The following is a 23,660-nucleotide window of genomic DNA, read 5'->3' on the forward strand; positions in this document are numbered from 1 at the left end:
CAATCCCCCTGTTTTTCAGGCCGCAGCGAGTGGCTGCCGGCTGAAACTCATCGGGGCGAAGTGGCCGTAGAAACCGATATCCCTAATCGCCAGTGGCCTTGACCAACACGAAGATGAAAATGAGCATTCGCGCGTTATTAACCCTGTTTACGGCACTGGTTGCATTCAGCCAGGCTGCCTTCGCCGTCGTTTACCCGCTGCCGCCAAAAGACAGCCGTTTGGTGGGCGAGAATATCCAAATCACCGTACCGGAAGACAGCAAACTGCCGCTGGAGAGCTTCGCCGCCCAGTATCAGATGGGGCTGAGCAACATGCTGGAGGCCAACCCGGGCGTGGATCCGTTCCTGCCGAAGGCCGGCAGCACCCTAACTATCCCGCAGCAGCTGATCCTGCCGGACGCGCCGCGTGAAGGCATCATCATCAACAGCGCCGAAATGCGTCTGTACTATTACCCGAAAGGCTCCAACACCGTGGTGGTGCTGCCGATCGGCATCGGCCAACTGGGTAAAGACACCCCGCTGAACTGGACCACCACCGTGCAGCGCAAGAAAGACGGCCCGACCTGGACGCCGACCGCCAAGATGCGCGCCGAATACGCGGCTGACGGCGAGATCCTGCCTGCGGTGTTCCCGGCCGGCCCGGATAACCCGATGGGGCTGTATGCGCTGTATGTCGGCCGTCTGTACGCCATCCACGGCACCAACGCCAACTTCGGCATCGGCCTGCGCGTGAGCCACGGCTGCGTGCGTCTGCGCGCCGACGACATCAAGTACCTGTTCCAGAACGTGCCGGTCGGCACCCGCGTGCAGTTCATCAACGAACCGATGAAGGCCACCGTCGAACCGGACGGCTCGCGCTACGTGGAAGTGCACAACCCGCTGTCGGCCAACGAAGAGCAGCTGCAATCGAAAGATCCGGTGCCGTTGACCATCTCTGCGCCGGTCGGCAAAGTGCTGATGGACGCCGGCGTCAACCAGAGCGAAGTGGACGCGGCGATCAAGGCCCGTTCCGGTATGCCGGTGAAAGTGAACTGATCGCCTCGGGCTCAGTGACAATGCCAAGAAGACGCCTGCGGGCGTCTTTTTTTGTGGTGTTTGGCCTGCGAACGTTGCATGGGCTTATGCAGACGCGCGGTGGGGCAGGATATCCAGTGCTAGTGCGCATGAGGCGTTTTAGGTAAACCAGGCTGGAGGACTGTCAACAACGACACGCTGTATAGTGTATGCCGCCTGTCCCCCAGTACTGGTTCGCCGCTTGCTTGGCAAGCGGCTTCGTTAATGTCAGGGAAATTGGTAGTACAACTTTCCAACGACAATATTCAATGCGGGAATATCATCAGAGGTGTTGCTGCTTTGAAGGGCTTCTATTGCACCTTCTGTCCAGTACAGTAAATCGCTGATAACAAGGGGGCTCAATATTGAAGGATCGATACTGTATACTTTTCCGATGAAAGCAGACAGTTTCAAACTGATATAGACAAATACGTTCCCATTGGGCGTGGTGATCATGTTGTCGCATTCTTTTTTAAGAATATGCAGAGCATTAACAAGCTCATCTTTTTGTTCTTTAGTCGCCATGATATTGTCCTCTTAAAGAGCCGCTACCAGAAGCGGTGTGAAGTCTTTGACAAAGTCTTTTATATATCCTAAGGCCTCCTTTAAATTTTCCTGTTGGATTTTTAGTTTTTCTTCTTTTATTTTTTTATCGATAATGTTGTCATCGATAATCGAGATTAACCCTTCATGGTACCGCTGGAAGGCCTCAATCGCCTGTTCGGCCGCGGTGGGGTTTTTGATACTTTTTTGCGTCAGGTTATTGAGCGTGATAATGTTATCGATATAGACAGCGGACTTTTCCATGTCAGAGGGTTGAGGGGATTTGGGCGTTCTTTTGTTAAAATTGTCGACGGTGAAGTTGAAAATGTCCTGTTTCATTACGTCATCATATTGCGTCTTTAGCTGATGGATATCTTGCTTAACCAACTCCATATTATCAGTCTGGTTTTTTCCTTCTTGTTTAATCAATTTGGCAATGTCGCGTCCGTTTTTTTCCTCTTCAGCGAGCCTTTGCAAGAACCCCGCCAGGTTACTGACGGACTTTTTTTGGTTATCGGTGAGGTTAGCCAGCGATTTTACCGATTCGGCTTTGGTCAATGCCTTGTCCACAAGATCGCCCACCGGGTATGTCGGATCCGCTGTGTACACCGTCAGGGCGGAGAGATAGCTGGAGAAAGCAGAGAGAATGTCCAGGTCCGGCTGGAACATCTGTAGATCCAATGGCATAAGGTTAAGTAGCATAACATTATTATTTTTGAAGTCCTGAGGCGTGGCGCAAAGAGGTGAGTTTGGATTAGGTACAGATGACTCGTTAATTCTTACTGTTATCTTTCCGTCTGTATTAAATTTGCAATTAGGTTGAGTCGCGTAGACAACAACGGCCCGTTTTTGTTGAAGCGCCAACAATACGTCAAAATATTTTTTTGATTCGCCTATAGCTTCATGCCCGGCAGTGACTGTTTCTTTAGTATGGTTGATAGTGAGTTTTCCGGAACTGCAGCTAACCAGCAATAATGTGATGGCTAGCATGGAAATGGATTTTTTTGTTTTCATGGCCTTTCTCGCTGTGGTCGTTAAATTATTAACAGTAACAATTTTTCAAGGCATTTAGGACGAGTGTTATAGCAATGGAATTTTGACCTTCAAAGACGGAACGCGCATCAAAGGAATGCTAATAAGAATGATGTATTCCAAGGTTGTTATTGTGATTTTTATTTCTTCATAGTCTGCAAATCATTATCGTGATAAGATAAGCTTTCATGGTGTTATTATTAAATCTACTGCTTATCTTGCATTATTCCAGTTGATTTATGTCTGACTTGTGCGCGTTCTAATAAATTGTGTCATTCATCGTCCTGGTATCTTTATTGTCGATATTTTATTCCAGATGTGGCGATGCTGGCAGGATAAGCTGATGGGATAATTGGGTAACGGCTCCTTTGCCTGAAGTGGTGGCATTCTGCTGTGTTGGCCTGATTGTCACTATTCTCACATTTTCGGCATGCCGGTAGCCTTGTCTATACGTCACTCTGCAATTATTCCAATAAAAACTATCGCTAATTAATAAGTTATATCTACTCCCTTATCGCCTGCCATTGAAAAAATTCTCGCAAAAAATCCGTACTGTGAAAATAAGATCACACAAGCGTAACAAAAGGTAAACAAACCCCTCCTATATTGGCTGCTTCGCTTTTGGAGGGAGTGTCATGCGTAACTGGAACGAACCGAAAAAGAACAAAGCGCACATCGAACTGATCCCGATGATCGACGTGATGATGTTTTTATTGGTGTTTTTCGTCTTGATCAGCCTGAACGTCATCCCGGCGCTCGGGCTGAAAACGCAGTTGCCGTCCGCCGGCAGCGCGCAACAGCTGAAACCGCAGAAGAAAGCGATCATCACGCTGGGGGCCGACGAACAGCTGCAGCTGGATGGCCAGCCGATCGCGCTCGACGCGTTGGTCAACACGCTGAAACAACAGCAGCAGGCCAACCAGACCACCACCATCATCGTCAACAGCGATAAAGGCGTGGCGGTCGAGCGGCTGGTGGCGGTCATGGACAACCTGCGCCAGGGCGGCTTCTTCTCCGTCTCCATCGCGACACGGAAGCTGTGACATGTATCTGCTCTATCGCTCACGTCATCTTTTCAGCTGGTTGCCGGCGCTGATTGTCGCCGGTTGCCTGCTGTTCGCCAGCCAACAGGCGGCGCTGAAGATCCAGCCGCGCTATGACGAAACCGCCATTGAACTGGCGCTGGTGGAACCTGAACCGGCGCCGGAACCCCAACCGGAAACGCCGCCGGAACCTCAGCCCGAACCGCCGCCGCCCGAGCCGGAGCCGATCCCCGAACCGGTGGTGCCGGCGCCGGAACCGATCGTGGAAGCCAAGCCGGTGCCGAAGCCACAGCCGAAGCCCAAACCCAAACCGGTGAAAGAGAAAGCCAAACCGGTAGAGAAACCCAAACCGACGCCGGCGCCTGCCGTACCGCGCGCGCTGGCCAGCAAACCGGCGGCGCAGCCTGCACCGGCCGCCCCCGCGGCGTCGAAGGTGAACGCGCAGGCGATAGAAAACGGCTACCTGCTGGCCTTGCGCCGTGAGTTGGAACAGCGCAAGCGCTACCCGAGCGGGCGGCAGGCCTCGCTCGAGCGCCCGCAGGGCAACGTCGAGGTGTGGTTGGAGGTCGATCGCAGCGGGCGGGTGCTCTCTTCCGGCATCGCCAACAAAGCCGCCAGCATGCTGCTGAATCGCGCGGCGATGAGCAGCCTGCAAAGCATCAGTTCAGTGAAGCCGTTCCCGAGCGAGGCGTTCGCCGGGCAAACAACCAAAAGATTTACCGCGACGTTCAATTATCAGGCGCCTTAGCGCAAGGGTTAATCGTTTGATTTTTATGGGATGCACACAATGAAATCGTTTAATCGTTCTGGGATCTATCTGGCGGTGATGCTGCCGGGCGCCGCGCTGGCGGCCGACGCCACCGATGTCGGCACCATCAGCGTCAAGGGGCAGTCGCTCGGCGGCGGCATGATGGTGCAGGATGACAGCGCCAAGGCGCGCTCCACCGTCACCAAAGAAGCGATGGACAAAATGCCGTCGGCGGCCAACGCCATCGATAAACTGAAATACACGCCGGGCTTGAACGTCAACAGCAACGACGCCAGCGGCCTGAGCGGCGTGGACTACACCATGCGCGGCATGAACTCGGATCAGATCGGCCTGTCGATGGACGGCATCCCGATCAATGACTCCGGCAACTACGCGGTCTACCCGAACCTGCTCGGCGATGCGGAGAACCTGGAAGAGGTGTTCGTCACCCAGGGGTCTTCCGAAGCGGACGGCCCGCACATCGGCTCCAGCGGCGGCAACATCGGCCTGGTGACGCGCCGCCCGGCGAAAGACTTCGGCGGTTTCGTCAAGCAGACGCTGGGCAGCAACAGCCTGAGCAAAACCTTCGCCCGCCTGGAAACCGGCGAGTATAACGGCTTCAGCAACTGGCTCTCCTATTCGCACACCGAGGCGAAGAAATGGCGCGGCGAGGGGCGGCTGTACTCCGACAAGTTCGAGATGAACTCGCTGTATGAAGACGGCAACGGCAACAGCAGCAATCTGGTGATGAAGTACAACCGCCAGAACAACACCAACTACAACACCCTGAGCAAGGCGCAGTTCCAAAACGACGGTCGTGACACCGATTATGTCACCTCGCCGGAGTACAACAGCAAAGGGCAGTTGAACAAGTATTACAAGATTGAACGCAACCCGTTCGAGAACTTTACGCTGTCGTTCACCCAGAAACTGCAGCTGCGCGACAACCTGTCGCTGACTCTGCAGCCCTATTACTACTGGGGCAACGGCGGCAGTTTCAACGGCCAGACGGCGTCGGTATTGTCCAGCACGTCGGACAGAGCCGGGCAGTATGACCTCAGCAACCTGCAGTCCAACACCTATTACCGCCCGTCGTGGACCCAAACCTGGCGGCCGGGCATCACCACCAAGCTGAAGTGGGACATCAACGAGCAGCACAGCCTGGACGTCGGTTATTGGTACGAGCGCGCGCGCCAGTTGCAGACTCAGCCGTTCATCAGCATCAAGGGCGACGGCAACCCGTCACAGATTTGGGGGAAACCTGGCGGTTCCGATCAGGTGAAGGACGCCAACGGCAACACCGTGCAGGGACGCAACCAGTACACCATCACCCCGGCGCAGAAAGTGTGGCTGCAGGACACCTGGTTCGCCACGCCGGACTGGACCTTCGTCGGCGGCCTGGCCTATCAGTATGTGGAGCGCAAAGGGGACAACCGCGGCAGCCTGTACAACGTGCCGGAGAAGCGCAAAGCCACCTATCACGAATTCCTGCCGAATTTCAGCGCCAGCTATAAGGTGAACCAGGAAAACCAGGTGTTCTACAACCTGACGCGCAACATGCGCACGCCGCCAAACTACGTGCTGTACAACGTCGGCGACTCGCTCAGCACCAAGCCGGAACTGAGCTGGAACCACGAGCTGGGCTGGCGTTTCCAGCAAGAGGACATGCTGCTGAGCGCCACGCTGTTCTACATGCGCTACAGCGATCGCCAAATCTCCACCACCAACGCGGCCGGCGACTACGAGATGATGAACATCGGCAACGTGGAGAACAAAGGGCTGGAGCTGGAGTGGAGCGGCCAACTGCCGCATAACTTCAACTACTACACCTCTTATACCTATACCCAATCGAAGCAGAAGAGCGACATCGTCAGCAATGGCGGGCAGCCGCTGCCGACCTCCGGCAAAGAGGTGCCGAACGTGCCGAAAAACCTGCTGAACATGACGTTGGGTTATGACGACGGGCTGTATTACGGCAGCGTCAGCGGCAAGTACGTCAGCGCGTTCTACGGCGATCTGACCAACGACGAGAAGATCGGCGGCCGCACGGTGTTCGATCTGGCGGCGGGGGTGCATCTGCCGGTGGACAAGAAAATCGTCAAAAGCGCCGCGCTGCGCTTTGGCATCAGCAACCTGTTTGACAAGGAATACCTGACCTCGGTGCGCACCACCACCTTCAACGCGGCGCCCTACGGCGGTGTGAAGGCCAGCACGCCGTATTACAACGTCGGCGAAGAACGCACCTTCAGCGTCTCGCTGGAAGCCACCTTTTAACTGAATACCCCGCTGCCTGCCGTGCGGCGGGGAAGAGGAAACCTGTATGGACGCCAATCTGTTGCACGACATTATTTTCTACGTGATGTACGCCGCGCTGGCGATTGCGCTGGTGATCATCATCGAACGCACGCTGTACTTCGCCTATACCCAGCGCCAGGCGCGCCGGCTGGAGCAGGCGCTGACGCCGGAGGTGCGCCGCGCCGCCGATTTGCCCGACGCGCTGACCCAGCGCAACAGCCTGCCGATGGCGGTGATCGCGCCGGTGCTGGCGCAGAAACACCGCGCCGGCGACCGCGAGGCGATCGGCGATCTGATCGACGCCCAGTACCTGCTGAGCAAGCCGCCGATGGCGCGCGGCCTGTGGCTGCTGGAAACCGTGGTGACCGCCGCGCCGTTGCTGGGGCTGCTGGGCACGGTGATGGGGATCATCGAAACCTTCAAGGCGCTGGCCGCCTCGGGGGTGTCCGAGCCGAGTCTGGTGTCGGCCGGCATGGGCACCGCGCTGTACGCCACCGGGCTGGGCATCGCCATCGCGCTGCTGTGCCTGGTGGCCAACAATTTTCTGCAGAGCCGCATGGAGCGCATCAACGAACTGCTGAAGGTGCTGCTGATCCGCGCCGGTCAACCGGCCAGCCGTCCGGAGAGCGGCAGCGGCGAACAATGGGTTGACAGCGGAGCGCCGCGCTATGCCTAATGGCCATCCAGCACGGCGGCCGAGAGGCCGCCTTTATACGGCATTGTGGAGCGGTTGTTTGTTGATGTTGAGCCAGAGCGCTGCGGCGCGTTTTGCTATTCCCGGTTACGAGCTGGTGTACACCGCGCCGGTGGAAACCGCGCTGCAGGCCGACGACCTGCGCAACACCGCCGAGGTGTGGCGCGAGATGTTCGACGCGGCGAAAACCCGCATCGACCTGGGGCAGTTCTACGTGGCGAATCAGGACGGTTCGCTGCTGGACGGCGTGCTGCAGCACCTGAAGGCGGCCGGCGAGCGCGGGGTGAAAATCCGCTTTTTGGTCGAAGAGAAGGGCCTTCGCATTTCTACCGCCGAAACGCTGGAACAGCTGAAGGCGATCCCCAATCTGGAGCTGCGCATCATTCCTTACCAGAAGCTGAGCGGCGGCATCCTGCACGCCAAGTATCTGCTGGTGGACGGCGAGCAGGCGTTCGTCGGCAGCCAGAACTTCGACTGGCGCGCGCTGGAACACATTCACGAAACCGGGCTGCGCATCAGCGACGCCAGGGTGGTGGGGCAGATCCAGGCGATCTTCGTACAGGACTGGCGGGCGCAGGCGCTGCTGGCGCAGGATAAGCCGGTGCCGGCGCTGCCCGACTCGCCGCCGACCGCGCCCCCGCAGGGCAACTATCTGGTGGCCAGCCCGCGCGCCTACAATCCGGCAGGGGTGATCGACTCGCAGGCCGAGCTGCCGCGCCTGCTGGCCGACGCCAAACGGCGGGTGCGGGTGCAGGTGATGGACTACGCGCCGCTGTCGTTCGGCCCGGAACGCAGCCGTCCCTTCTATGCGGTGATCGACAACGCGCTGCGCAGCGCGGCGGCGCGCGGCGTGCAGATCGAGCTGATGGTGGCAAACTGGAACACCAAAAAGCCGGATATCGCCTGGCTGAAGAGCCTGGCGCTGGTGCCGAACGTGCAGATCAAGGTGGTGACCATTCCGCCGGCCAGCAGCGGCTTCATCCCGTTTGCCCGGGTGATCCACAGCAAGCTGATGACCATTGATGATGAGATCGCCTGGGTGGGCACCAGCAACTGGACCGGCGGCTATCTGGACAACTCGCGCAATCTGGAGCTGGTGCTGCACAGCGCGGCGATGAGCGGGCGGTTGGACCAGCTGTACCAACAGCTGTGGAACAGCGTCTACGCCGAACCGTTGCGGCTGGATTACGACTACCCGACGCCCAAGCCGGGCGGCGAATCCTGATAATCAGGGCGCGGTTAACCCCCGCGCCCTGTGTTTTTTTACCGCCGCCAGCCGGCTTTCTCCAGCGCCATCACCAGCTGTTCGGCGCTCAACCCTTCCGCCCGATGGCCGTTGCCGCTGACGGTATTGGCCGCCAGCAACGCATTGACGATCGCTTCTTCCACCGCTTCCGCCGCCGCGGCGAACAGCGCCGAAATGTAGTCGTTGTTCACCATGCGCAGCGGCGTGGTGAAATCGCCTTTATTGGCGTAGTCGGCGGGCGGCAGGCCGTCGTTGCCGGTGGCGAAGGCGATGAAAATGTCGCCGCTCGAATCCTCGGTGCCGCCGCCGGTGCGGGCGATGCCGATGCTGGCGCGCTGCGCCAGCCGCGCGCACTGGTGCGGCAGCAGCGGCGCGTCGGTCGCCAGCGCCACCACGATGGAGCCCATGCCGGGATGCGGCAACTGCGGCGTGAACGGCGAGGGGAGATGCCCCAGGTGGCGGCCCACCGGGTAGCCGCCCACCAACAGCGACTCGCGCTTGCCGTGGTTGGCCTGCACGATGGCGCCCACCGTCCAGCCGCCTTGATCGGCGGGCAAGCGGCGCGATGCGGTGCCGCTGCCGCCTTTGAATTCATGGCAGATCATGCCGCTGCCGCCGCCGACCGCGCCTTCCTGCGGCAAGCCGCTCCGGGCCGCCTGCTGCGCTTCGCGCACGTGTTCAGCCTTGACGTGAAAGCCGTTGATGTCGTTGAGCAGGCCATCGAAGGTTTCCATCACCACCGGCATATTCCAGTACACCGCGTTGTCGCTCGCGGGCAGCGCTTCACGCTCCAGCGCGATCAGCGCATCGCGCACCACGCCCACGCTGTGGGTATTGGTGAAGGCGATTGGGCTGGTCAGCAGGCCCGCTTCGCGCACCCATTCCAGGCCGGTGGCGTCGCCGTTGCCGTTCAGGACGTGCACGCCGGCGAAGCAGGGCGCGTGGCGGGCGGAGCCGGGGCGCGGTTCGATCACCGTCACGCCGGTGCGCACGCTGCGCCCGTCCGCCAAGTCGGCATGAATGCTGGCATGGCCGACGCGCACGCCGGGCACGTCGGTGATGGCGTTCAGCGGGCCGGGCGTGCCCTGGCCGATGATGATGCCCAGATCCTGAGCGCGCTGCGTCATGGTTATTCTCCTTCTATTGAGGGGGCGGCGAGGGGCGCCGTCTGGCGGCCGCGCAGATGGTTCAGCGCCAGCCCGAAGCCGATGATGCCGGCAATGATGATAAAGTCTTTCAGGCTGCTGGCGATCAAAATCGTCCACAGTACGTATAGGCAGCACAGCAGCGCCACCACCACCGGCAGTGGCCACAGCGGCATCAGATACGGGTGGGGGAAGTGGCGGCGACGGCGGCTGATCAGCGCCGCGACCGCCATGATGATGTACACCAGCAGCAGCAGGATCACGGTGAACGAGGTCAGCGATTCGAGATCGGAGCAAAACGCCAGCAGCGCCGAGGGCACGCCGAACAGCAGGGTGGCGATCCAGGGGGTGCCGAAGCGCGGATGGATGATTTTCAGCGCCCGGTTGAACGCCGGCAGCCAGAAGCCGTCGCGTCCGCTGGCGAACATCATGCGGCTGAACTGCGCCACGATGGCGATGATGGCGTTGAATACCGACAGATAAATCGCGCCGCTCACCACCCGCGCCAGCGTCGGGCCGCCGAGCTCGGTGACCACATAGCCGACCGGATCGGCCTGTTTGGCCATCTCCGTCAGCGACGGCGAGCCGATCAGCAGGGCGGTGAACGGCACCAGCTCCACCAGCACCACGATGGCCAGCGTCAGCATGATCGCGATCGCCATTGGCCTGCCCTGTTCGCGCATGTCTTCCGCCATGTACACCGCCGCGCCGTAGCCGTTGTAGGAGAACAGCGCGACCCCGACCATGGCGACGATCAGCGGCAGCGATACCGGCGCCAGGCTGCCTTGCGCGTCCAGCATCACCGGCGCGGTGAGGATCTCCGCGCTTTGATGCGGATGGCTGAAACCGAGCCAGGCGATCAGCGCCAGCACCGCCACTTCGACCACCAGAAAGGCGCCGGTCAGCAGGGCGTTGGCCTTGATGTTGAAAATGGCGCAGATACCGCCGACCAGCACGGTGAGCATGCCGGCGGTGGAGGCGTCGAATTGGGTGCCCAGCGCGGTATTCAGGTAGGGCACTGCGCCGGTGGCCAGCACCGCCGGCACGAACAGCGAGGCGCTGAGGATAAACAGGTAGGTCTGCAACCCGCACAGGGTGCCGAACCGGCGCTTGATGATGCTGTATTCGCCGCCGGCGCTGGGGTGCGCGGCGCCGAGCTCGGCATAGCACAGCGCGATGGCGGCGGCGACGCAGGCGGCGATCAGAAACGACAGAAAGGCGCCGCTGCCGGCGTTGGCGATCGCCAGCGGCGCGATGACGAAGATCGAACTGGCCGGCGTCACGCCGGACGCGGTGATCATCACCACGTCGAGGACGCTGAGATTGCCTTTGAAGGTGTGTTCAGGGGCGGACTCTTTCATTGGGAACTACTCCATTAACGCTTGGGTGAATTGTTGTTGCCGCCAGAAGGGCGACTCTGTTGTCCTGCGTAAAGATGAAATGGAGCGCGTGGAAATACCGGGGAAGCGAACTTCCCCGGAAAGGACTTTTCGTTATGCTGGGATTACCCCTGCCCCGACGGGAAGCTGAAGCTGGCGAGCCGGGCGTCGCCGGAGGCCGGCCAGCGCTGGGTCACGGTCTTGCGTTTGGTGTAGAACCTGACCGCGTCCGGGCCGTAGGCGTGCAGATCGCCAAACAGCGAGCGCTTCCAGCCGCCGAACGAGTGGTAGGCCACCGGCACCGGCAGCGCCACGTTGATCCCCACCATGCCGACCTGAATGCGGCTGGAGAAGTAACGCGCCGCTTCGCCGTCGCGGGTGAACAGGCAGGTGCCGTTGCCGTATTCGTGGGCGTCGATCAAGGTCATCGCCTCCTGCAGCGACGCCGCGCGCACCACGCCGAGCACCGGGCCGAAGATCTCTTCCTGATAGATGCGCATGCCCGGCGTCACGCGATCGAACAGCGTCGGGCCGAGGAAATACCCCTGGCTGGGGCGGCCGTCGTCGCCGGTCACGCTCAGCTCGCGGCCGTCCACCAGCAGCTCGGCGCCTTCGGCCACGCCCTGCTCGATATAGCCTTTCACCTTCTGATAATGCTGTTGGGTCACCAGCGGCCCCATGTCGTTGCGATTGTCGCTGCCGGGGCCGACGCGCATGGCGGCCATCTGTTGCCGCAGCCCGGCGATCAGCGCGTCGGCGGTGCCGTCGCCCACCGCGACCACCAGCGGGATGGCCATGCAGCGCTGGCCGCAGGAGCCGAACGCCGCGCCCATCAGCGCGCCGACCGCGCCGGGGATATCGGCGTCCGGCAGCACCACCGCGTGGTTCTTGGCGCCGCCCAGCGCCTGCACCCGTTTGTTCTGACCGCAGCCGGTGTGATAGATGTGCTCCGCCACCGGCGTTGAGCCGACGAAGCTGATTGCCTTCACGCGTCCGTCATGCAGCAGCGTCTCCACCGCTTCGCGATCGCCGTTGACCACGTTGAGCACCCCCGGCGGCAGCCCGGCTTCCGCCGCCAGCCGCGCGATATACAGCGCGGCGGAAGGGACGCGCTCGGAAGGCTTCAGCACGAAGGTGTTGCCGCAGGCGACCGCCATCGGCCACATCCACAGCGGCACCATCGCCGGGAAGTTGAACGGCGTGATGCCCGCCACCACCCCCAGCGGCTGAAACTCGCTCCAGCTGTCGATGCCTGGGCCGGCCTCTTTGCTGTGTTCGCCTTTCAGCAGTTCCGGCACATAGCCGGCGTATTCGATATTCTCGATGCCGCGCTGCAGTTCGCCCAGGGCGTCGCTGAGCACTTTGCCGTGCTCGGCGGTGATCAATTGGCAGACGGCGTCGGCATGTTGCTCCAGCAGATCCTTGAGCTTCATCATGATGCGCGCGCGTTTCAGCGGCGGGGTATCGCGCCAGGCGGGATAGGCCTGTTCGGCGGCGGCGATGGCGCGCTCCACCGTGGCACGGTCGGCCAGCTGCACCTCCTGCGCCGATTGGCCGGTGGCCGGGTCGTAAACCGGCTGGCTGCGTTCGCCGCCGGCGGCGGGCTCGCCGTTGATCCAATGGGTGATGGTCATGATTCTCTCCTTATTCGGTGGCGTTGAGGGCGTCGCCGACGGCGTTGATCAGCGCGTCGATCTGCGCTTCGCTGCTGATGAACGGCGGCGCCAGCTGCAGGGTGTCGCCGCCGTAGCGCACGTAAAATCCGCTTTCCCAGCAGCGCATCGCCGCCTCGAAGGGGCGCCGCGCCGGTTCACCGGGCCGCGCCGCCAGCGTGATGCCGGCCGCCAGACCAATATTGCGAATGTCGGCGACGTGTTTGGCCCCCTGCAGACTGTGCACCGCGCGCTCGAAATAGGGCGCCAGCGCCTGCACGCGCTCCACCATCTGTTCGCGCTGCAGGATGTCCAGCGTCGCCAGCGCGACCGCGCAGCTGACCGGATGAGCGGAGTAGGTGTAGCCGTGCGGGAATTCGAGCTGGTAGTCCGGCTCGCCGCCGTTCATGAAGGTGCGGTAGATCTCCGGCCGCACCACCACCGCGCCCATCGGCTGCGCGCCGTTGGTCACCTGTTTGGCGATGTTCATGATGTCCGGCGTGACGCCGAACGCCTCGGCGCCGGTCATCGCGCCGCAGCGGCCGAAGGCGGTGATCACTTCGTCGAAGATCAGCAGAATGTCATGCTGGGTGCAGATCTCGCGCAGGCGCTGCAGATAGCCGACCGGCGGCACGATCACCCCGGCGGAGCCTGAGAAAGGTTCGACGATCACCGCGGCGATCGTCGAGGCGTCGCGCAGCGCGATGATGCGGCTGAGCTCATCCGCCAGCTCCGCCCCCTGTTGCGGCATGCCGCGCGAAAAGGCGTTGCCGGCCAGCAGGGTGTGCGGCAGGTGATCCGCCTCGGCGCCGGCGCCGAACGTCTTGCGGTTGCCGGCGATGCCGCCGACCGAGATACCGCCGAAGTTAACGCCGTGGTAGCCCTTTTCCCGGCCTATAAAGCAGGTTTTGCCCGCCTGGCCTTTGGCGCGCCAGTAAGCGCGCGCCATTTTCAGCGAGGTGTCCGCCGCTTCCGAGCCGGAGCCGGTGAAGAACACGTAATCCAGCCCCGCCGGCGTCATCGCTTTGATTTTGTTGGCTAGCTCGAACGACAGCGGGTGGCCGAACTGAAACGCCGGCGAGTAATCCAGCGTCGCCAGTTGGCGCTGGGCGGCTTCGGTGATTTCCTGCCGGCCGTGCCCCAATCCGCAGCACCACAATCCGGACAGGCCGTCGAAAATCTTTCTGCCGTCGTGGCTGGTGTAATACGCCCCTGCGGCCTGAGTAATGATGCGCGGCTGCGCTTTAAAATTGCGGTTGCCGGTAAAAGGCATCCAATGGGCTTCTAACCCTGCGGCATCGAGACGATTAAGCGAATAATTTTCAGCGGCCATGTTTTCCTCCGGGCAGGAAAATAAGTGCGATTAATTAAATAAAATGAGTTGTTAACGAATTGTTGTGCGAAATTGACTATGTACCGCTTGTTCTCTACTGTGAATAATCATATGTCGAAACTTACTTAAGGTTTTATGCAAGTAAAAAAGCGCGCGTTGCTGGGACAATTGTCGGATATGGATCTGCGTTTGCTGCGGGTATTCAAGGCCGTGGTCGACTGCGGCGGCATGAGCGCCGCCGAACTGGAGCTGAATATCAGCCTGTCGACCATCAGCAAGCACATCAAGGATCTGGAGCAGCGGTTGGGCCTGACGCTGTGCCAGCGCGGGCGCGAGGGCTTTGCGGTCACCGACGAGGGGCTGATTATCTACCAGGAAACCGTCAACCTGCTGGCGGCCACCGAGGCGTTCCGGCGCGGGGTGGACGAGGTGCACCAGCGCATGGGCGGGCAGCTGCACGTGGCGATATTCGACCATACGGTCAGCAATCCGCAGGCGCAGATCGGCCGGGCCATCGCATTATTCAGCGAGCGCGCGCCGGAGGTTTCTTTGCAAATGTACGTGGAGCCGATTAATACCATTGAACGCGGCGTCATTGACGGGCAATTTCAGGTTGGCGTTATTCCCATGCACCGCAGCGCGGAAAGTTTATCTTATCATTCGTTATTCAGTGAGAGGATGTTCTTATATTGCGGCGCGCAGCATGAATTATTTTCCGGCCCCCATGAAACATTAAATTGGGATCTGCTGCACAATTATGCCTTCGCCGGATTAGGCTATCATTCGCCGAATATGGAACTGAGTCTGCAGCAACATTTGCATCGCAAGGCGACGGGGTTTGCGCAGGAGTCGATCGCCACGCTGATCCTGTCCGGCAAATACGTCGGCTTTTTGCCGGATCACTACGCGGCGTTTTTCGTGGCGCAGAATATGATGCGGGCGATCAAACCGGCGCTGTTCCGCTATCACTGCGAATACTCCAGCGTGCTGCGCCGCTCGCCGGTGCCGCAGCGGGTGGTGAAGCTGTTCCATGAGTGCCTGCTGGCGGCCCACGGAACAGCGTGACGCTTACTGTTCTTTCTTCTTGCCGAAGATTCTGATCAGCGCGCCGACCAGGATGCCGACCGCGATGCCGGCGAAGATCCAGCCGATGATGCCCATTTCCTTACTCCTGCTAGTGCGTTGATCTGATTATACCCGTCATACTTGAAACTGCATCTGTGTTGGCTGCGAGTGCGTACGCCAGTCACTTACTTGAGTAAGCTCCTGGCGAGCCGCCTCTTGCCGCCGGGATGCAGCTCCAACTATTTAGGGTAGATATCATCATTCGACGCGAAACGCCTCTTCGATCATCCGTTGCCGCTGCGCCGGCGCATAGTCGAGCCAGGAATTCTTGCTGTTGGATTTCTCCAGCGCTACCGCCAATTCCTGGCCGGAAATCGGCAAATCGTCCTGCCAGAACGGCGCGATGGCGTGGCGGGTGATGAAGTCGGTCAGATAGCTCTCCGGGCTGCCCTGCCAGTGCGGGTACAGGCGCGCGGCCAGCTCGGCCATCAGCGCGCGCTGCTGCGGCTGTTCGCTGTTTTCCAGCAGGGCGAAGAACGGCAGCAGCAGGCGGCCGCAGACCTGGCCGTGGTGGTAGTCGCGCAGCGCGCCGATCTCGCCGGCGATGCCGTGAATGACCCCCAGCCCGGCGGCGCTCAGCGTCAGCCCGCCGAGGTAGGAAGCCTGCATGATCGCCTCGCGCGCCGCGTCGCTGCGGTTGAGCGCCGGCCAGGCGGCGAGGAAGTGGCGGATGCCGCTCAGCGACATGTCGCGCGTCATGGCGCCGGCGGTTTTCGACAGATAGGCCTCGAACAGGTGGGTGAAGGCGTCGATGGCGCAGTAGGCCAGCACCTTGTCCGGGGCGCCCGCCAGCAGCTGCGGATCGAGAATGGCGGTGTGCGGCACGAAGTTGTTATGGCGCAGCGAGGCTTTCACCTTGCTGATCTGGGTATCGGTGATCACCGCGTTCTGCGTCACCTCGCTGCCGGTGCCGGCGGTGGTGGGAATGGCGATCAGCGGCAGGGTGGCGCCGCTGATTTTGCTGTCGCCCACCTTTTCCATATAGCGCAGCGTTGGCAGCGGATGCTCCACCAGCGCGGAGAACGCCTTGGCGGCGTCCAGCACGCTGCCGCCGCCGATGGCCACTACGCGCCGCGCCTGTCCGCGCCAGCGCGCCACCCAGGCGTCGATTTCCTGCGGCGACGCCTCGTGGCTGACGATCTCGGTGCCGATGAACAGCGGCGCCAGCGATTCGCGCAGGCCGGCGTACACCGGGCCGTTGAGAAAAGATCGGCAGCTGAACAGCAGCGTCGGCTGCGGATCGGCAAGCAGCAGCGGCGACAGCTGTTGGATGCTGCCGTGGCCGAACCAGGTCTGGCGGTTGGCGATGATGTGGCTGACGGACATGAGGTCTCCTTGACGGCGTTGCAGGTCGCGATGCCACAGCATAAGCCAGCGGGCGCGGAGCGGCCACCGCTTTCCCCGCCGCGGCAACCGGTGAGTTGTTTAACATGTAAACGATCGCGTTCTTGCATTTCGGCGCTGCGGATGCTTTTTTTAACAGTACCGGCCGCCATGCGGCCGACCCCATCCGGAATCGGTAGATTGTTAATGTATTAATAATGGCGAGGCGGGTATGGAAATTCAGGTTGAACGCTTGTCTGCGGTGATCGATGCGGTGGCCAGCCCGCGCTTTTATCCCAGCCTGTTGAATTGGCTGGAAGGGTTCTTCGCCTTCGACAACGCCATCGTCTATGCCTTCGAACGCGGCCGGCCGCCGCATTGCCTGATCAAAACCGAGCGGGAAAACAGCGACGCGGTCAACCAGCTCTACCAACAGGGCGCCTACCTGCAGGATCCGTTTTACCGCGCGCTGAGCGACGGCGGCGAAGGTGAGGTGCTCACGCTGCGCCAGCTGGCGCCCTGCGGGTTTTATCACAGCGACTATTACCGCAATTTTTATCGCAAGACCGGCTGGCACGACGAGGCCGGCGTGCTGCTGCAGCTGACGCCGGAGCGCGGGCTGGGGGTGTTCTTCGGCTCGGCGCGCCGCACGGTGGCGGTGCGCTACCCGCAACGGGCGGATCTGCGCAGCGCGTTGACGCTGGTGAAAAGCGTGGCTCGGCTGCACGGTGAGGTGGTGGCGGCGCCGGCCGAGGCCGCGACGGTGAACAGCGACGGCGCGCAGGCGCGCTATCTGCTGACGCCGCGCGAGCGCGAGATCGTCGATCTGATCCTCGCCGGCTGCGGTTCGCAGCAGATTGCCGACCGGCTGTTCATCAGCCTCGGCACGGTAAAAAATCACCGCAAGAACATCTACGGCAAGCTGAACATCGGCTCGCAGGCCGAACTGTTCAGTCTGCTGCTGACCGCCCCGCAGCGGCGCAGCGCGTGAATGTATCGATGTATCCCCTATAGCTTTCAAGCTACAGCTAGGCGGCCAGGACGATAGTCCCCAGGAGCTTACTTAGGTAAGTGACTGGGGTGAACGTCAGCAGCCAACAACGCTGTAGTTTGAAAGATGAAGGGGACGAATGTCCCTAAGGGGACATAGCGAACGATCCCACTGCTCCCGATAATCCGATGTCATGGCATAGGCAATCGGGAGTGCGGCAGTGAACAACGAAATCGAGTCCTTAACCTACTACGCGGCGACCAAAAAATACGATCTGCGCTTCCCGACGCTGGAAGAGGATCTGGACGTCGACGTGGTGATCATCGGCGGCGGCTTCTCCGGCATCAACACCGCGCTGGAGCTGGCGGAGAAGGGCATCACCAACATCGCCATTCTCGAAGGCCGCTATCTGGGCTACGGCGGCACCGGGCGCAACGGCGGCCAGGTGATGGCCGGCATCGGCCACGATCTGGAGAAGATCAAACGCCACGTCGGCCCGTCCGGGCTGGAAACCATCTTCAAGATCAGCAACCTCGGCGCCGGCATCATCCGCGAACGCATCAAGAAATATGACATCGACGCCGACTTCTGCTTCGGCTACGGCTATCTCGGCAGCAACGCGCGCCAGGAGAAGACCCTGCGCGGCTGGCTGAAGGAGTTCAGGGCGGTGGCGCCGGAGGAGGAAATTGAGCTCTACACCGGGGCGGAGGTCAAGCAGGTGGTGGGTTCCGACGCCTACACCTGCGCGCTGAAACACATGGGCGGCGGCCACGTGCATTCGCTCAACCTGCTGCTGGGCGAGGCCAAGGCGCTGAGCGGCTACGGAGTGAAAATCTTCGAGAACAGCAGCGTGCTCGACGTCGAGTATGGCCCGCGCATCACGGTGCGCACCGCCATGGGCTCGGTGCGCGCCAACAAGATGCTGTGGGCCTGCAACGGCTTCCTCAACGGCATGGAGCCGCAGATCTACCGCAAGACCATCAATACCTACGCCTTCCAGCTGGCCACCGAGCCGCTGTCTGACGAACTGATCCGCCAGATCAGTCCGATCCGCGGCGCTTACAGCGACATCCGCCCGGTGATCGACTATTACCGGGTGACCAACGAAAACCGGCTGCTGTTCGGCAGCGCCACCCGCCTGATCGAATATTTCCCGTCGGATCTCAAGGCCTGGAACCGCAACCTGATGCTGAAGGTGTTCCCGTACCTGAAAGACGTGAAGATCGATCTGGCCTGGGGCGGCCCGCTGTGCTGCAGCGCGAACCTGTTCCCGCAGATCGGCACGCTGCCGGATCGCGACAACGTGTTTTACGTGCAGGGCTACTCCGGCTTCGGCGTGACGCCGAGCCACATCGTGTGCAAGGTGCTGGCGGAGGGCATGAGCGAAGGATCCGATCGGTACGATCTGATGAGCTCGATCCCGCACGTCAACATCTTCGGCAAGGACAAGCTGCGGCGGGTGATGACCACCGCCGGTAAGGTTTGGCACCAGACATCCGGCTACTGGAAAGGCCGCCGTTAACCCTCAGAGGAGAATGACATGAAACCGTTACTGCTTAAACAACCGCTGCCGGAACTGCTGGAGATCGGCAGCGTCAGCAACCTGGGCGCCACGGTGATCGCCGGCACGCCAAACGTCGGCGTGGCCAGCATCTTCGGCGAACCAACCGACAACCTGAACTGCGGCGTATTCAGCTGCACCCGCGGCAGCTTCGTGATGGAGTACCCGTTCGCCGAGCACGCCACGGTGTGGGAAGGCAGCGCCACTCTGACCAACGAACGCACCGGCGAGTCGGTACACTATCAGGCCGGCGACTCCTGGTTCGTCGAGAAGGGCACCCCGGTGCGTTGGGACATCACCTCGGATCGCTTCGTCAAACACTACCTCGCCATCGTCGAAGGCTGACGCCGTCGTGCCCCCTCAGCCTGCTGAGGGGGAACGCCTTAGCCTAACGCCCGCGCAATAAAATCGGTCACCCGCTTGAGGATCTGATCCTTATTGGTTTCGTTAAAGCTCTCGTGCCGCCCGCCCGCATTGATCATCCGTTCGAAATCGTCGCCCTGCAGACGATCGAGCGCGGTTTGCGTTTCGCTCATCAGCACTAACCGATCGTCGTCGCCGTGGATCCATAGCGTGGGCAGCGCGCCGAACCCCGGTCCGGCGTTGATGGCGGCGAGGATCCGCTGCATGGCGCGCAGGGTGGGGCGCTTGAACGGCCCGTGCCACACCAGCGGATCTTCCTGATACGCTGTGCCGACCGCCGGATCGCGCGCCAGGGTGGCGGTATCCAGCGGCGCGTCGGGGATCGTCGGCAGTTCGGCCAGATCGGAGATCGCCGTTCTGTCGCCGAGCAGCGGGCCGGACAGCACCAGCGCGCGCACTTCCTCGCCATGGCGCTGCACGTAGCGGGTGGCGATCATGCCGCCCATCGAGTGGCCGATCGCCACCAGCGGCAAGGTGGGGTATTGCTGCCGGAAATGGCTGACCACGCGCTGCACGTCGTCGACCACGGCGTCATAATCCTCGATCAGCACGCGTTCGCCCTGCGACAGGCCGTGGCCGAGGTGGTCGGGGCCGAACACCCGCGCGCCCTGCGCCTGCAGCGTGCGCGCCACGTATTGATAGCGGCCGAGGTGCTCGCCGTAGCCGTGTATCAGCAGCGCCAGATAGCGCGGCTTGTCGTTTCCCCAGTCGTGCAAGGCGATGTCGCCGTGGCGGCCTTTGATAAAGCTGACGGTTTGTTCGGACATGTTATTGTTCTCATGGTGGTAGGGTTGCCCTTCAGCGTAGCGGCTGGCGGCGAGGTTGTCAGGGGCGCCGGGTGCGGCGCCCGCAAAGGGGGATTACAGGCCGAACTGGCGCGCCAGCGCATCGAGCGCTTCGCGCTGGAAGCGGTTGAAGGCGTCGCGCGGCTGCTGCTGCTGGATGAACGCCAGCAGCGGATCCTGCACTTCAGTGCGCACGCCGCTCAGCTGTTCCATTACCGCCAGCCCGCAGAATGGCACGTAGGATTCGGCGTAGCCGCCTTCGTGCACCATCACCAGCTTGCCGCCGCACAGCCGGTCGGCGGCGTCCTGCACCAGCGCGGTCATGGCGCGGAAGCTGTCGCTGTGCAGCTGCATGCGCGCCAGCGGATCGAGGGCGTTGGCGTCGTAGCCGCAGGCGACGATGATCAGCTCCGGCTCGAATTTTTCCAGCGCCGGGATGATGATGCGCCGCATGGCGTGCAGGTAGCCGTCGTCGCCGGCGCCGGCCAGCATCGGCACGTTAACGTTGCAGCCCGCCCCGTCGCCTTCACCGCGATCCTGCTCGCCGGAATAGCCCGCCGGGAAGCAGCCGTCCTGATGCAGCGACAGCGTCAGCACATCGCCGCGCTGCCAATAGATGTGCTGGGTGCCGTTGCCGTGGTGCACGTCCCAGTCGAGCACCGCCACTTTTCCGAGGCCGTAACGGGCCTTGGCGCGCTCGATGGCGATGGGAATATTGGCCAGGAAGCAGAAGCCCATCGATTGATCCGGCAGGCAGTGGTGGCCCGGCGGGCGCGACAGCGCATAGGCATTATCCAGTTCGCCCTGCAGCACCGCCTCCACCGCCGCACAGGCCAGGCCGGCGGAGAGTTTGGCGATTTCATAGCTGCCCGGCCCCAGCGGCGCTTCCTCCCCCAGCAGGCCGCCGCCGCTGTCGCTCACCTGTTTGAAGCGCTGCAGGTAGTGGGCGGGGTGGATGCGCAGCAGATCTTCTTCCGTCGCCGGTTCAGCGCTCAGCAGGGTGAGCCGGCGCGACAGGCCGGATACGTCCATCAGGTTCTTCATGCGCCGTTTGGTTTCCGGCGACTCGGCATGGCCGGCGCCCGAGGGCGGTTGCACCCAGCCGCCGACCGGCAGGGTGGTGGCGTGCAGGCCGGTGCTGTGCCAGAAACAGCGTTCATCAAACAAGAAACCGGTTGTTCTTTTCACCTTTCTCCTCCTGTTATACGGCGCGGTGCGCGCGGTGAAGCCAGCGAAATCAACAGCAGCGACAGCAGCGCGCAGCCCAGCGCGCCGAGCAGCAAGGCGTTGAAACCGCCGGAAGATTCGATCAGAGAGCCGGCCAGCGTCGGGCCGATGGCCATGCCGCCGCCGATCACCAGGTTGATGCCGTTCATCAGCTTGCCGTCGTTATCCAGCCCGGCGACCCGCGCCAGAATGAACGGCAGCACGAAGGTCCAGGTGAATTTGAACAGCAGAGCGGCCAGGGCGAAGCGCAGTAGCAAGGGTTGGCCCGTCAGCAGCGCCACGCTGCCCAGCAGCAGGACGTACCCCAGCACGATCAGGCGCCCGCCGCCGAAGCGCGCGCCGATCAGCGCCGCGGCGCTGGCGCCGACGATGCCGAGCAAGGTGGCGACGGCCAGCACCTGGCCGCTGTGAGCCGGCGACAGCCCGGCGCCGGCGGCGATGCCGCCGATAAAGGTCCAGACCGCGCTCAGGCTGATGTAAAAGGTCAGCACCGCCAGCACGGCGCACAGCTTGCGCGCCAGCGAGGCGGCGGGGCCGCTGCGGGCGGCGCGGGCGGCGGTGAAACCGTTGGGGAACGCCGGGATGAGCGGCAGGCAGCACAGCATGATGGCCGCCAAAATCAGGTAGACCGCCATCAGGCCGAAGTGCGCGAATAGCGGCGGCAGCACCAGCAGCCCGACCGCGCCCAGCACCAGCTGGCCGAGCACCCAGAAGGCATAGACGCGGCTGGGATTGGCGGTGCCGGCGGCGCAGGTGATGCACAGGATCATCAGGGTACCGCCCGCCAGCGAGGCGATAAAGCGCAGCGGCAGCAGCAGGGTGAAATCCTGCACCAGCGCCGAAGCCAGGTTGCCGGCGATAAACACCAGCGCCGACAGCGTAGCGACCCGCCGCCAGTTGATGCGCCCGATCCACCACCACGCCGGCAGCGTGGCCAGGCTCATGGCACCGAGTTCGGTGGAGAACAGGTGGCCAATCTGCGCCGGACCGAGCTGCCACTGCGCGGCGAGCTGGGCGGCCACGGCGGGGGCGGTCATCAGAATGCCCGGCGCGATGGCGGCGAAGACGATAATGGCGGTCAGCAGCCGCGGCGGGCAGGGGAGCGCCGCGCCGACGGTGGGCGCGGAAACCGAATCACTGGACATAAACCTTATTCCCCAAGCGTTAAGTGACGATGAAATATCCCGCTCGGCCCGATTGCGGGCAGGGGGAAGCCGCGCCATAAATGGCGAATACGTTCTGGCGTTATTTTTCGGCCGTCGGCAGCGGCGGCCGCTATCGGGCGTTAACCGTGGGCGAGAAAACCGCCGGCGACCAGTTCGGTGCGGTTCACCACGTCGGTTTTGGCGAAAATATTGCGCATATGGGTTTTCACCGTGGACAGCGAAATGCCCAGCTTCAGGGCGATGCGCTTATTGCTGGCGCCTTCGCGCACCAGGTTGACGATCTCTTGCTCTTTGGCGGTCAGCAGCTGCGCCTCGCCGTCGGGCAGCAGATCGCGCGTCGCCAGCTCGATCAGCGGCAGCACCGCGCGCAGTCGGCCGCGCTCCGCTTCGGTAAACGGGGTATCGCGGATCAGCGATACCCCGGCGACGATGCGCTTGCGCTGGCGGATGAAGATCTCCGTCATGTCGCGCATGTCGTTCGGCAGCATAAAGTCGTGGTAATAGCGGCGGTTGCCGGCGATCGCCGCCGGGCTCATGCCGACCATGGTGATGTCCTGGCGATGGAAATTGGCCGGCTGCAGCGGGTCTATCTGCTGGAAGTGGTTCAGGTACTGCTGATGCGTTTTATCGGGCATGCCGTGCAGGATGTAGTGATCCGGCCGCAGGTCGCGATCGACCAGATAAAACACCCCGGCGGACACCGGGATCAGGTGCGTAATGGTCGCCAAACAACTGTTGATAAAGGCATCGGATGCGGTGCTGTGCATGATTCGTGTTCCTCCCTTTATCGTTCAACTGGAGAATGTTGGCGGTCAATATATGAACGATACAAGCATAGTTGTAGCAATTTGGCAACACAATAAAAACATATTAACAACGTGAGGCCGATTGCAATAA

The 23,660-nt window shown here is 61.7% G+C and carries 20 protein-coding genes and 1 pseudogene; 10 read left to right on the top strand and 11 right to left on the bottom strand.

Translation table 11 applies throughout. The features are described from left to right. Positions 1–113: 113 nt before the first annotated feature. Positions 114–1,031, top strand: a pseudogene (locus IT763_RS02500) (L,D-transpeptidase family protein); the annotation flags it as partial. 249 nt (positions 1,032–1,280) lie between these two features. Here the strand turns inward: IT763_RS02500 and IT763_RS02505 are convergent. Together IT763_RS02505 and IT763_RS02510 are read right to left on the bottom strand one after the other, a co-directional pair. Then, on the bottom strand, positions 1,281–1,577 hold the full coding sequence (locus tag IT763_RS02505) for a hypothetical protein (RefSeq protein WP_016929218.1): 297 nt from the start codon (positions 1,575–1,577) through the stop codon (positions 1,281–1,283). A 12-nt stretch (positions 1,578–1,589) separates the two neighbouring features. After that, complete coding sequence (locus IT763_RS02510; protein WP_049300762.1) at positions 1,590–2,609, bottom strand: hypothetical protein; 1,020 nt, start codon at positions 2,607–2,609, stop codon at positions 1,590–1,592. 653 nt (positions 2,610–3,262) lie between these two features. Between IT763_RS02510 and IT763_RS02515 the strand changes: the two genes are divergently transcribed. The 5 genes from IT763_RS02515 to IT763_RS02535 are packed head-to-tail and all read left to right on the top strand — an operon-like array spanning position 3,263 to position 8,632. Further along, positions 3,263–3,670: a biopolymer transporter ExbD gene (locus tag IT763_RS02515; protein ID WP_004933244.1), complete on the top strand. Its 408-nt coding sequence runs from the start codon at positions 3,263–3,265 to the stop codon at positions 3,668–3,670. A gap of 1 nt (position 3,671) precedes the next feature. After that, positions 3,672–4,418 (top strand): energy transducer TonB, encoded by a 747-nt coding sequence (locus IT763_RS02520; RefSeq protein WP_049300761.1) that lies wholly within the window; start codon positions 3,672–3,674, stop codon positions 4,416–4,418. 39 nt (positions 4,419–4,457) lie between these two features. After that, positions 4,458–6,692 (top strand): TonB-dependent receptor, encoded by a 2,235-nt coding sequence (locus IT763_RS02525; protein ID WP_016929216.1) that lies wholly within the window; start codon positions 4,458–4,460, stop codon positions 6,690–6,692. A gap of 46 nt (positions 6,693–6,738) precedes the next feature. Then, positions 6,739–7,389 carry a MotA/TolQ/ExbB proton channel family protein gene (locus IT763_RS02530; protein WP_016929215.1) on the top strand — a complete coding sequence of 217 codons (651 nt, stop codon included), beginning with the start codon at positions 6,739–6,741 and terminating at the stop codon, positions 7,387–7,389. Beyond that, positions 7,382–8,632: a phospholipase D-like domain-containing protein gene (locus IT763_RS02535; protein ID WP_206195147.1), complete on the top strand. Its 1,251-nt coding sequence runs from the start codon at positions 7,382–7,384 to the stop codon at positions 8,630–8,632. Before IT763_RS02530 ends, IT763_RS02535 begins: the two co-directional genes overlap by 8 nt. 38 nt (positions 8,633–8,670) lie before the next feature. Here the strand turns inward: IT763_RS02535 and IT763_RS02540 are convergent, their stop codons facing one another. The 4 genes from IT763_RS02540 to IT763_RS02555 all read right to left on the bottom strand — a co-directional run bounded on the left by IT763_RS02540 (position 8,671) and on the right by IT763_RS02555 (position 14,162). Further along, on the bottom strand, positions 8,671–9,780 hold the full coding sequence (locus tag IT763_RS02540) for a P1 family peptidase (RefSeq protein WP_206195148.1): 1,110 nt from the start codon (positions 9,778–9,780) through the stop codon (positions 8,671–8,673). Positions 9,781–9,782: 2 nt separating this feature from the next. Further along, positions 9,783–11,159 carry an APC family permease gene (locus IT763_RS02545; protein WP_206195149.1) on the bottom strand — a complete coding sequence of 459 codons (1,377 nt, stop codon included), beginning with the start codon at positions 11,157–11,159 and terminating at the stop codon, positions 9,783–9,785. 143 nt (positions 11,160–11,302) lie between these two features. After that, a complete protein-coding gene (locus tag IT763_RS02550; RefSeq protein ID WP_048795368.1) occupies positions 11,303–12,811 on the bottom strand; it encodes a CoA-acylating methylmalonate-semialdehyde dehydrogenase in 1,509 nt (502 codons plus the stop codon). 10 nt (positions 12,812–12,821) lie between these two features. Continuing rightward, positions 12,822–14,162, bottom strand: coding sequence for an aspartate aminotransferase family protein (locus IT763_RS02555; RefSeq protein WP_206195150.1), 1,341 nt, complete (start codon positions 14,160–14,162; stop codon positions 12,822–12,824). Positions 14,163–14,297: 135 nt separating this feature from the next. Between IT763_RS02555 and IT763_RS02560 the strand changes: the two genes are divergently transcribed. Beyond that, positions 14,298–15,227 carry a LysR family transcriptional regulator gene (locus tag IT763_RS02560; protein WP_016929209.1) on the top strand — a complete coding sequence of 310 codons (930 nt, stop codon included), beginning with the start codon at positions 14,298–14,300 and terminating at the stop codon, positions 15,225–15,227. A gap of 258 nt (positions 15,228–15,485) precedes the next feature. On the opposite strand, the gene IT763_RS02565 is transcribed toward IT763_RS02560, so the two are convergent. Further along, entirely contained in the window at positions 15,486–16,613 is a 1,128-nt protein-coding gene (locus IT763_RS02565) for an iron-containing alcohol dehydrogenase (protein ID WP_176063716.1), read from the bottom strand. 229 nt (positions 16,614–16,842) lie between these two features. Here IT763_RS02565 and IT763_RS02570 point away from each other — a divergent pair, with 229 nt between their 5' ends. The 3 genes from IT763_RS02570 to IT763_RS02580 all read left to right on the top strand — a co-directional run bounded on the left by IT763_RS02570 (position 16,843) and on the right by IT763_RS02580 (position 19,507). Then, positions 16,843–17,601 carry a helix-turn-helix transcriptional regulator gene (locus tag IT763_RS02570; protein ID WP_016929207.1) on the top strand — a complete coding sequence of 253 codons (759 nt, stop codon included), beginning with the start codon at positions 16,843–16,845 and terminating at the stop codon, positions 17,599–17,601. Positions 17,602–17,821: 220 nt separating this feature from the next. Then, a complete protein-coding gene (locus IT763_RS02575) occupies positions 17,822–19,123 on the top strand; it encodes an FAD-binding oxidoreductase (RefSeq protein WP_079450053.1) in 1,302 nt (433 codons plus the stop codon). Positions 19,124–19,141: 18 nt separating this feature from the next. After that, complete coding sequence (locus tag IT763_RS02580) at positions 19,142–19,507, top strand: cupin domain-containing protein (protein WP_004933207.1); 366 nt, start codon at positions 19,142–19,144, stop codon at positions 19,505–19,507. A 38-nt stretch (positions 19,508–19,545) separates the two neighbouring features. Here the strand turns inward: IT763_RS02580 and IT763_RS02585 are convergent, their stop codons facing one another. The 4 genes from IT763_RS02585 to IT763_RS02600 form a co-directional block, all read right to left on the bottom strand. Further along, positions 19,546–20,352, bottom strand: coding sequence for an alpha/beta fold hydrolase (locus tag IT763_RS02585; protein WP_206195151.1), 807 nt, complete (start codon positions 20,350–20,352; stop codon positions 19,546–19,548). Positions 20,353–20,445: 93 nt separating this feature from the next. After that, positions 20,446–21,558: a class II histone deacetylase gene (locus IT763_RS02590; protein WP_016929203.1), complete on the bottom strand. Its 1,113-nt coding sequence runs from the start codon at positions 21,556–21,558 to the stop codon at positions 20,446–20,448. Next, positions 21,555–22,742: an MFS transporter gene (locus tag IT763_RS02595; RefSeq protein WP_164052240.1), complete on the bottom strand. Its 1,188-nt coding sequence runs from the start codon at positions 22,740–22,742 to the stop codon at positions 21,555–21,557. Before IT763_RS02595 ends, IT763_RS02590 begins: the two co-directional genes overlap by 4 nt. Positions 22,743–22,882: 140 nt before the next feature. After that, the gene (locus IT763_RS02600; RefSeq protein WP_016929201.1) at positions 22,883–23,530 is read right to left on the bottom strand and encodes a LuxR family transcriptional regulator; all 648 of its coding nucleotides are present in this window, start codon (positions 23,528–23,530) and stop codon (positions 22,883–22,885) included. Positions 23,531–23,660 lie beyond the last annotated feature (130 nt).

Origin of the sequence: Serratia sp. CMO1 (genome assembly GCF_015689115.1) — a bacterium.
Taxonomy (GTDB): Bacteria; Pseudomonadota; Gammaproteobacteria; order Enterobacterales; family Enterobacteriaceae; genus Serratia; species Serratia marcescens.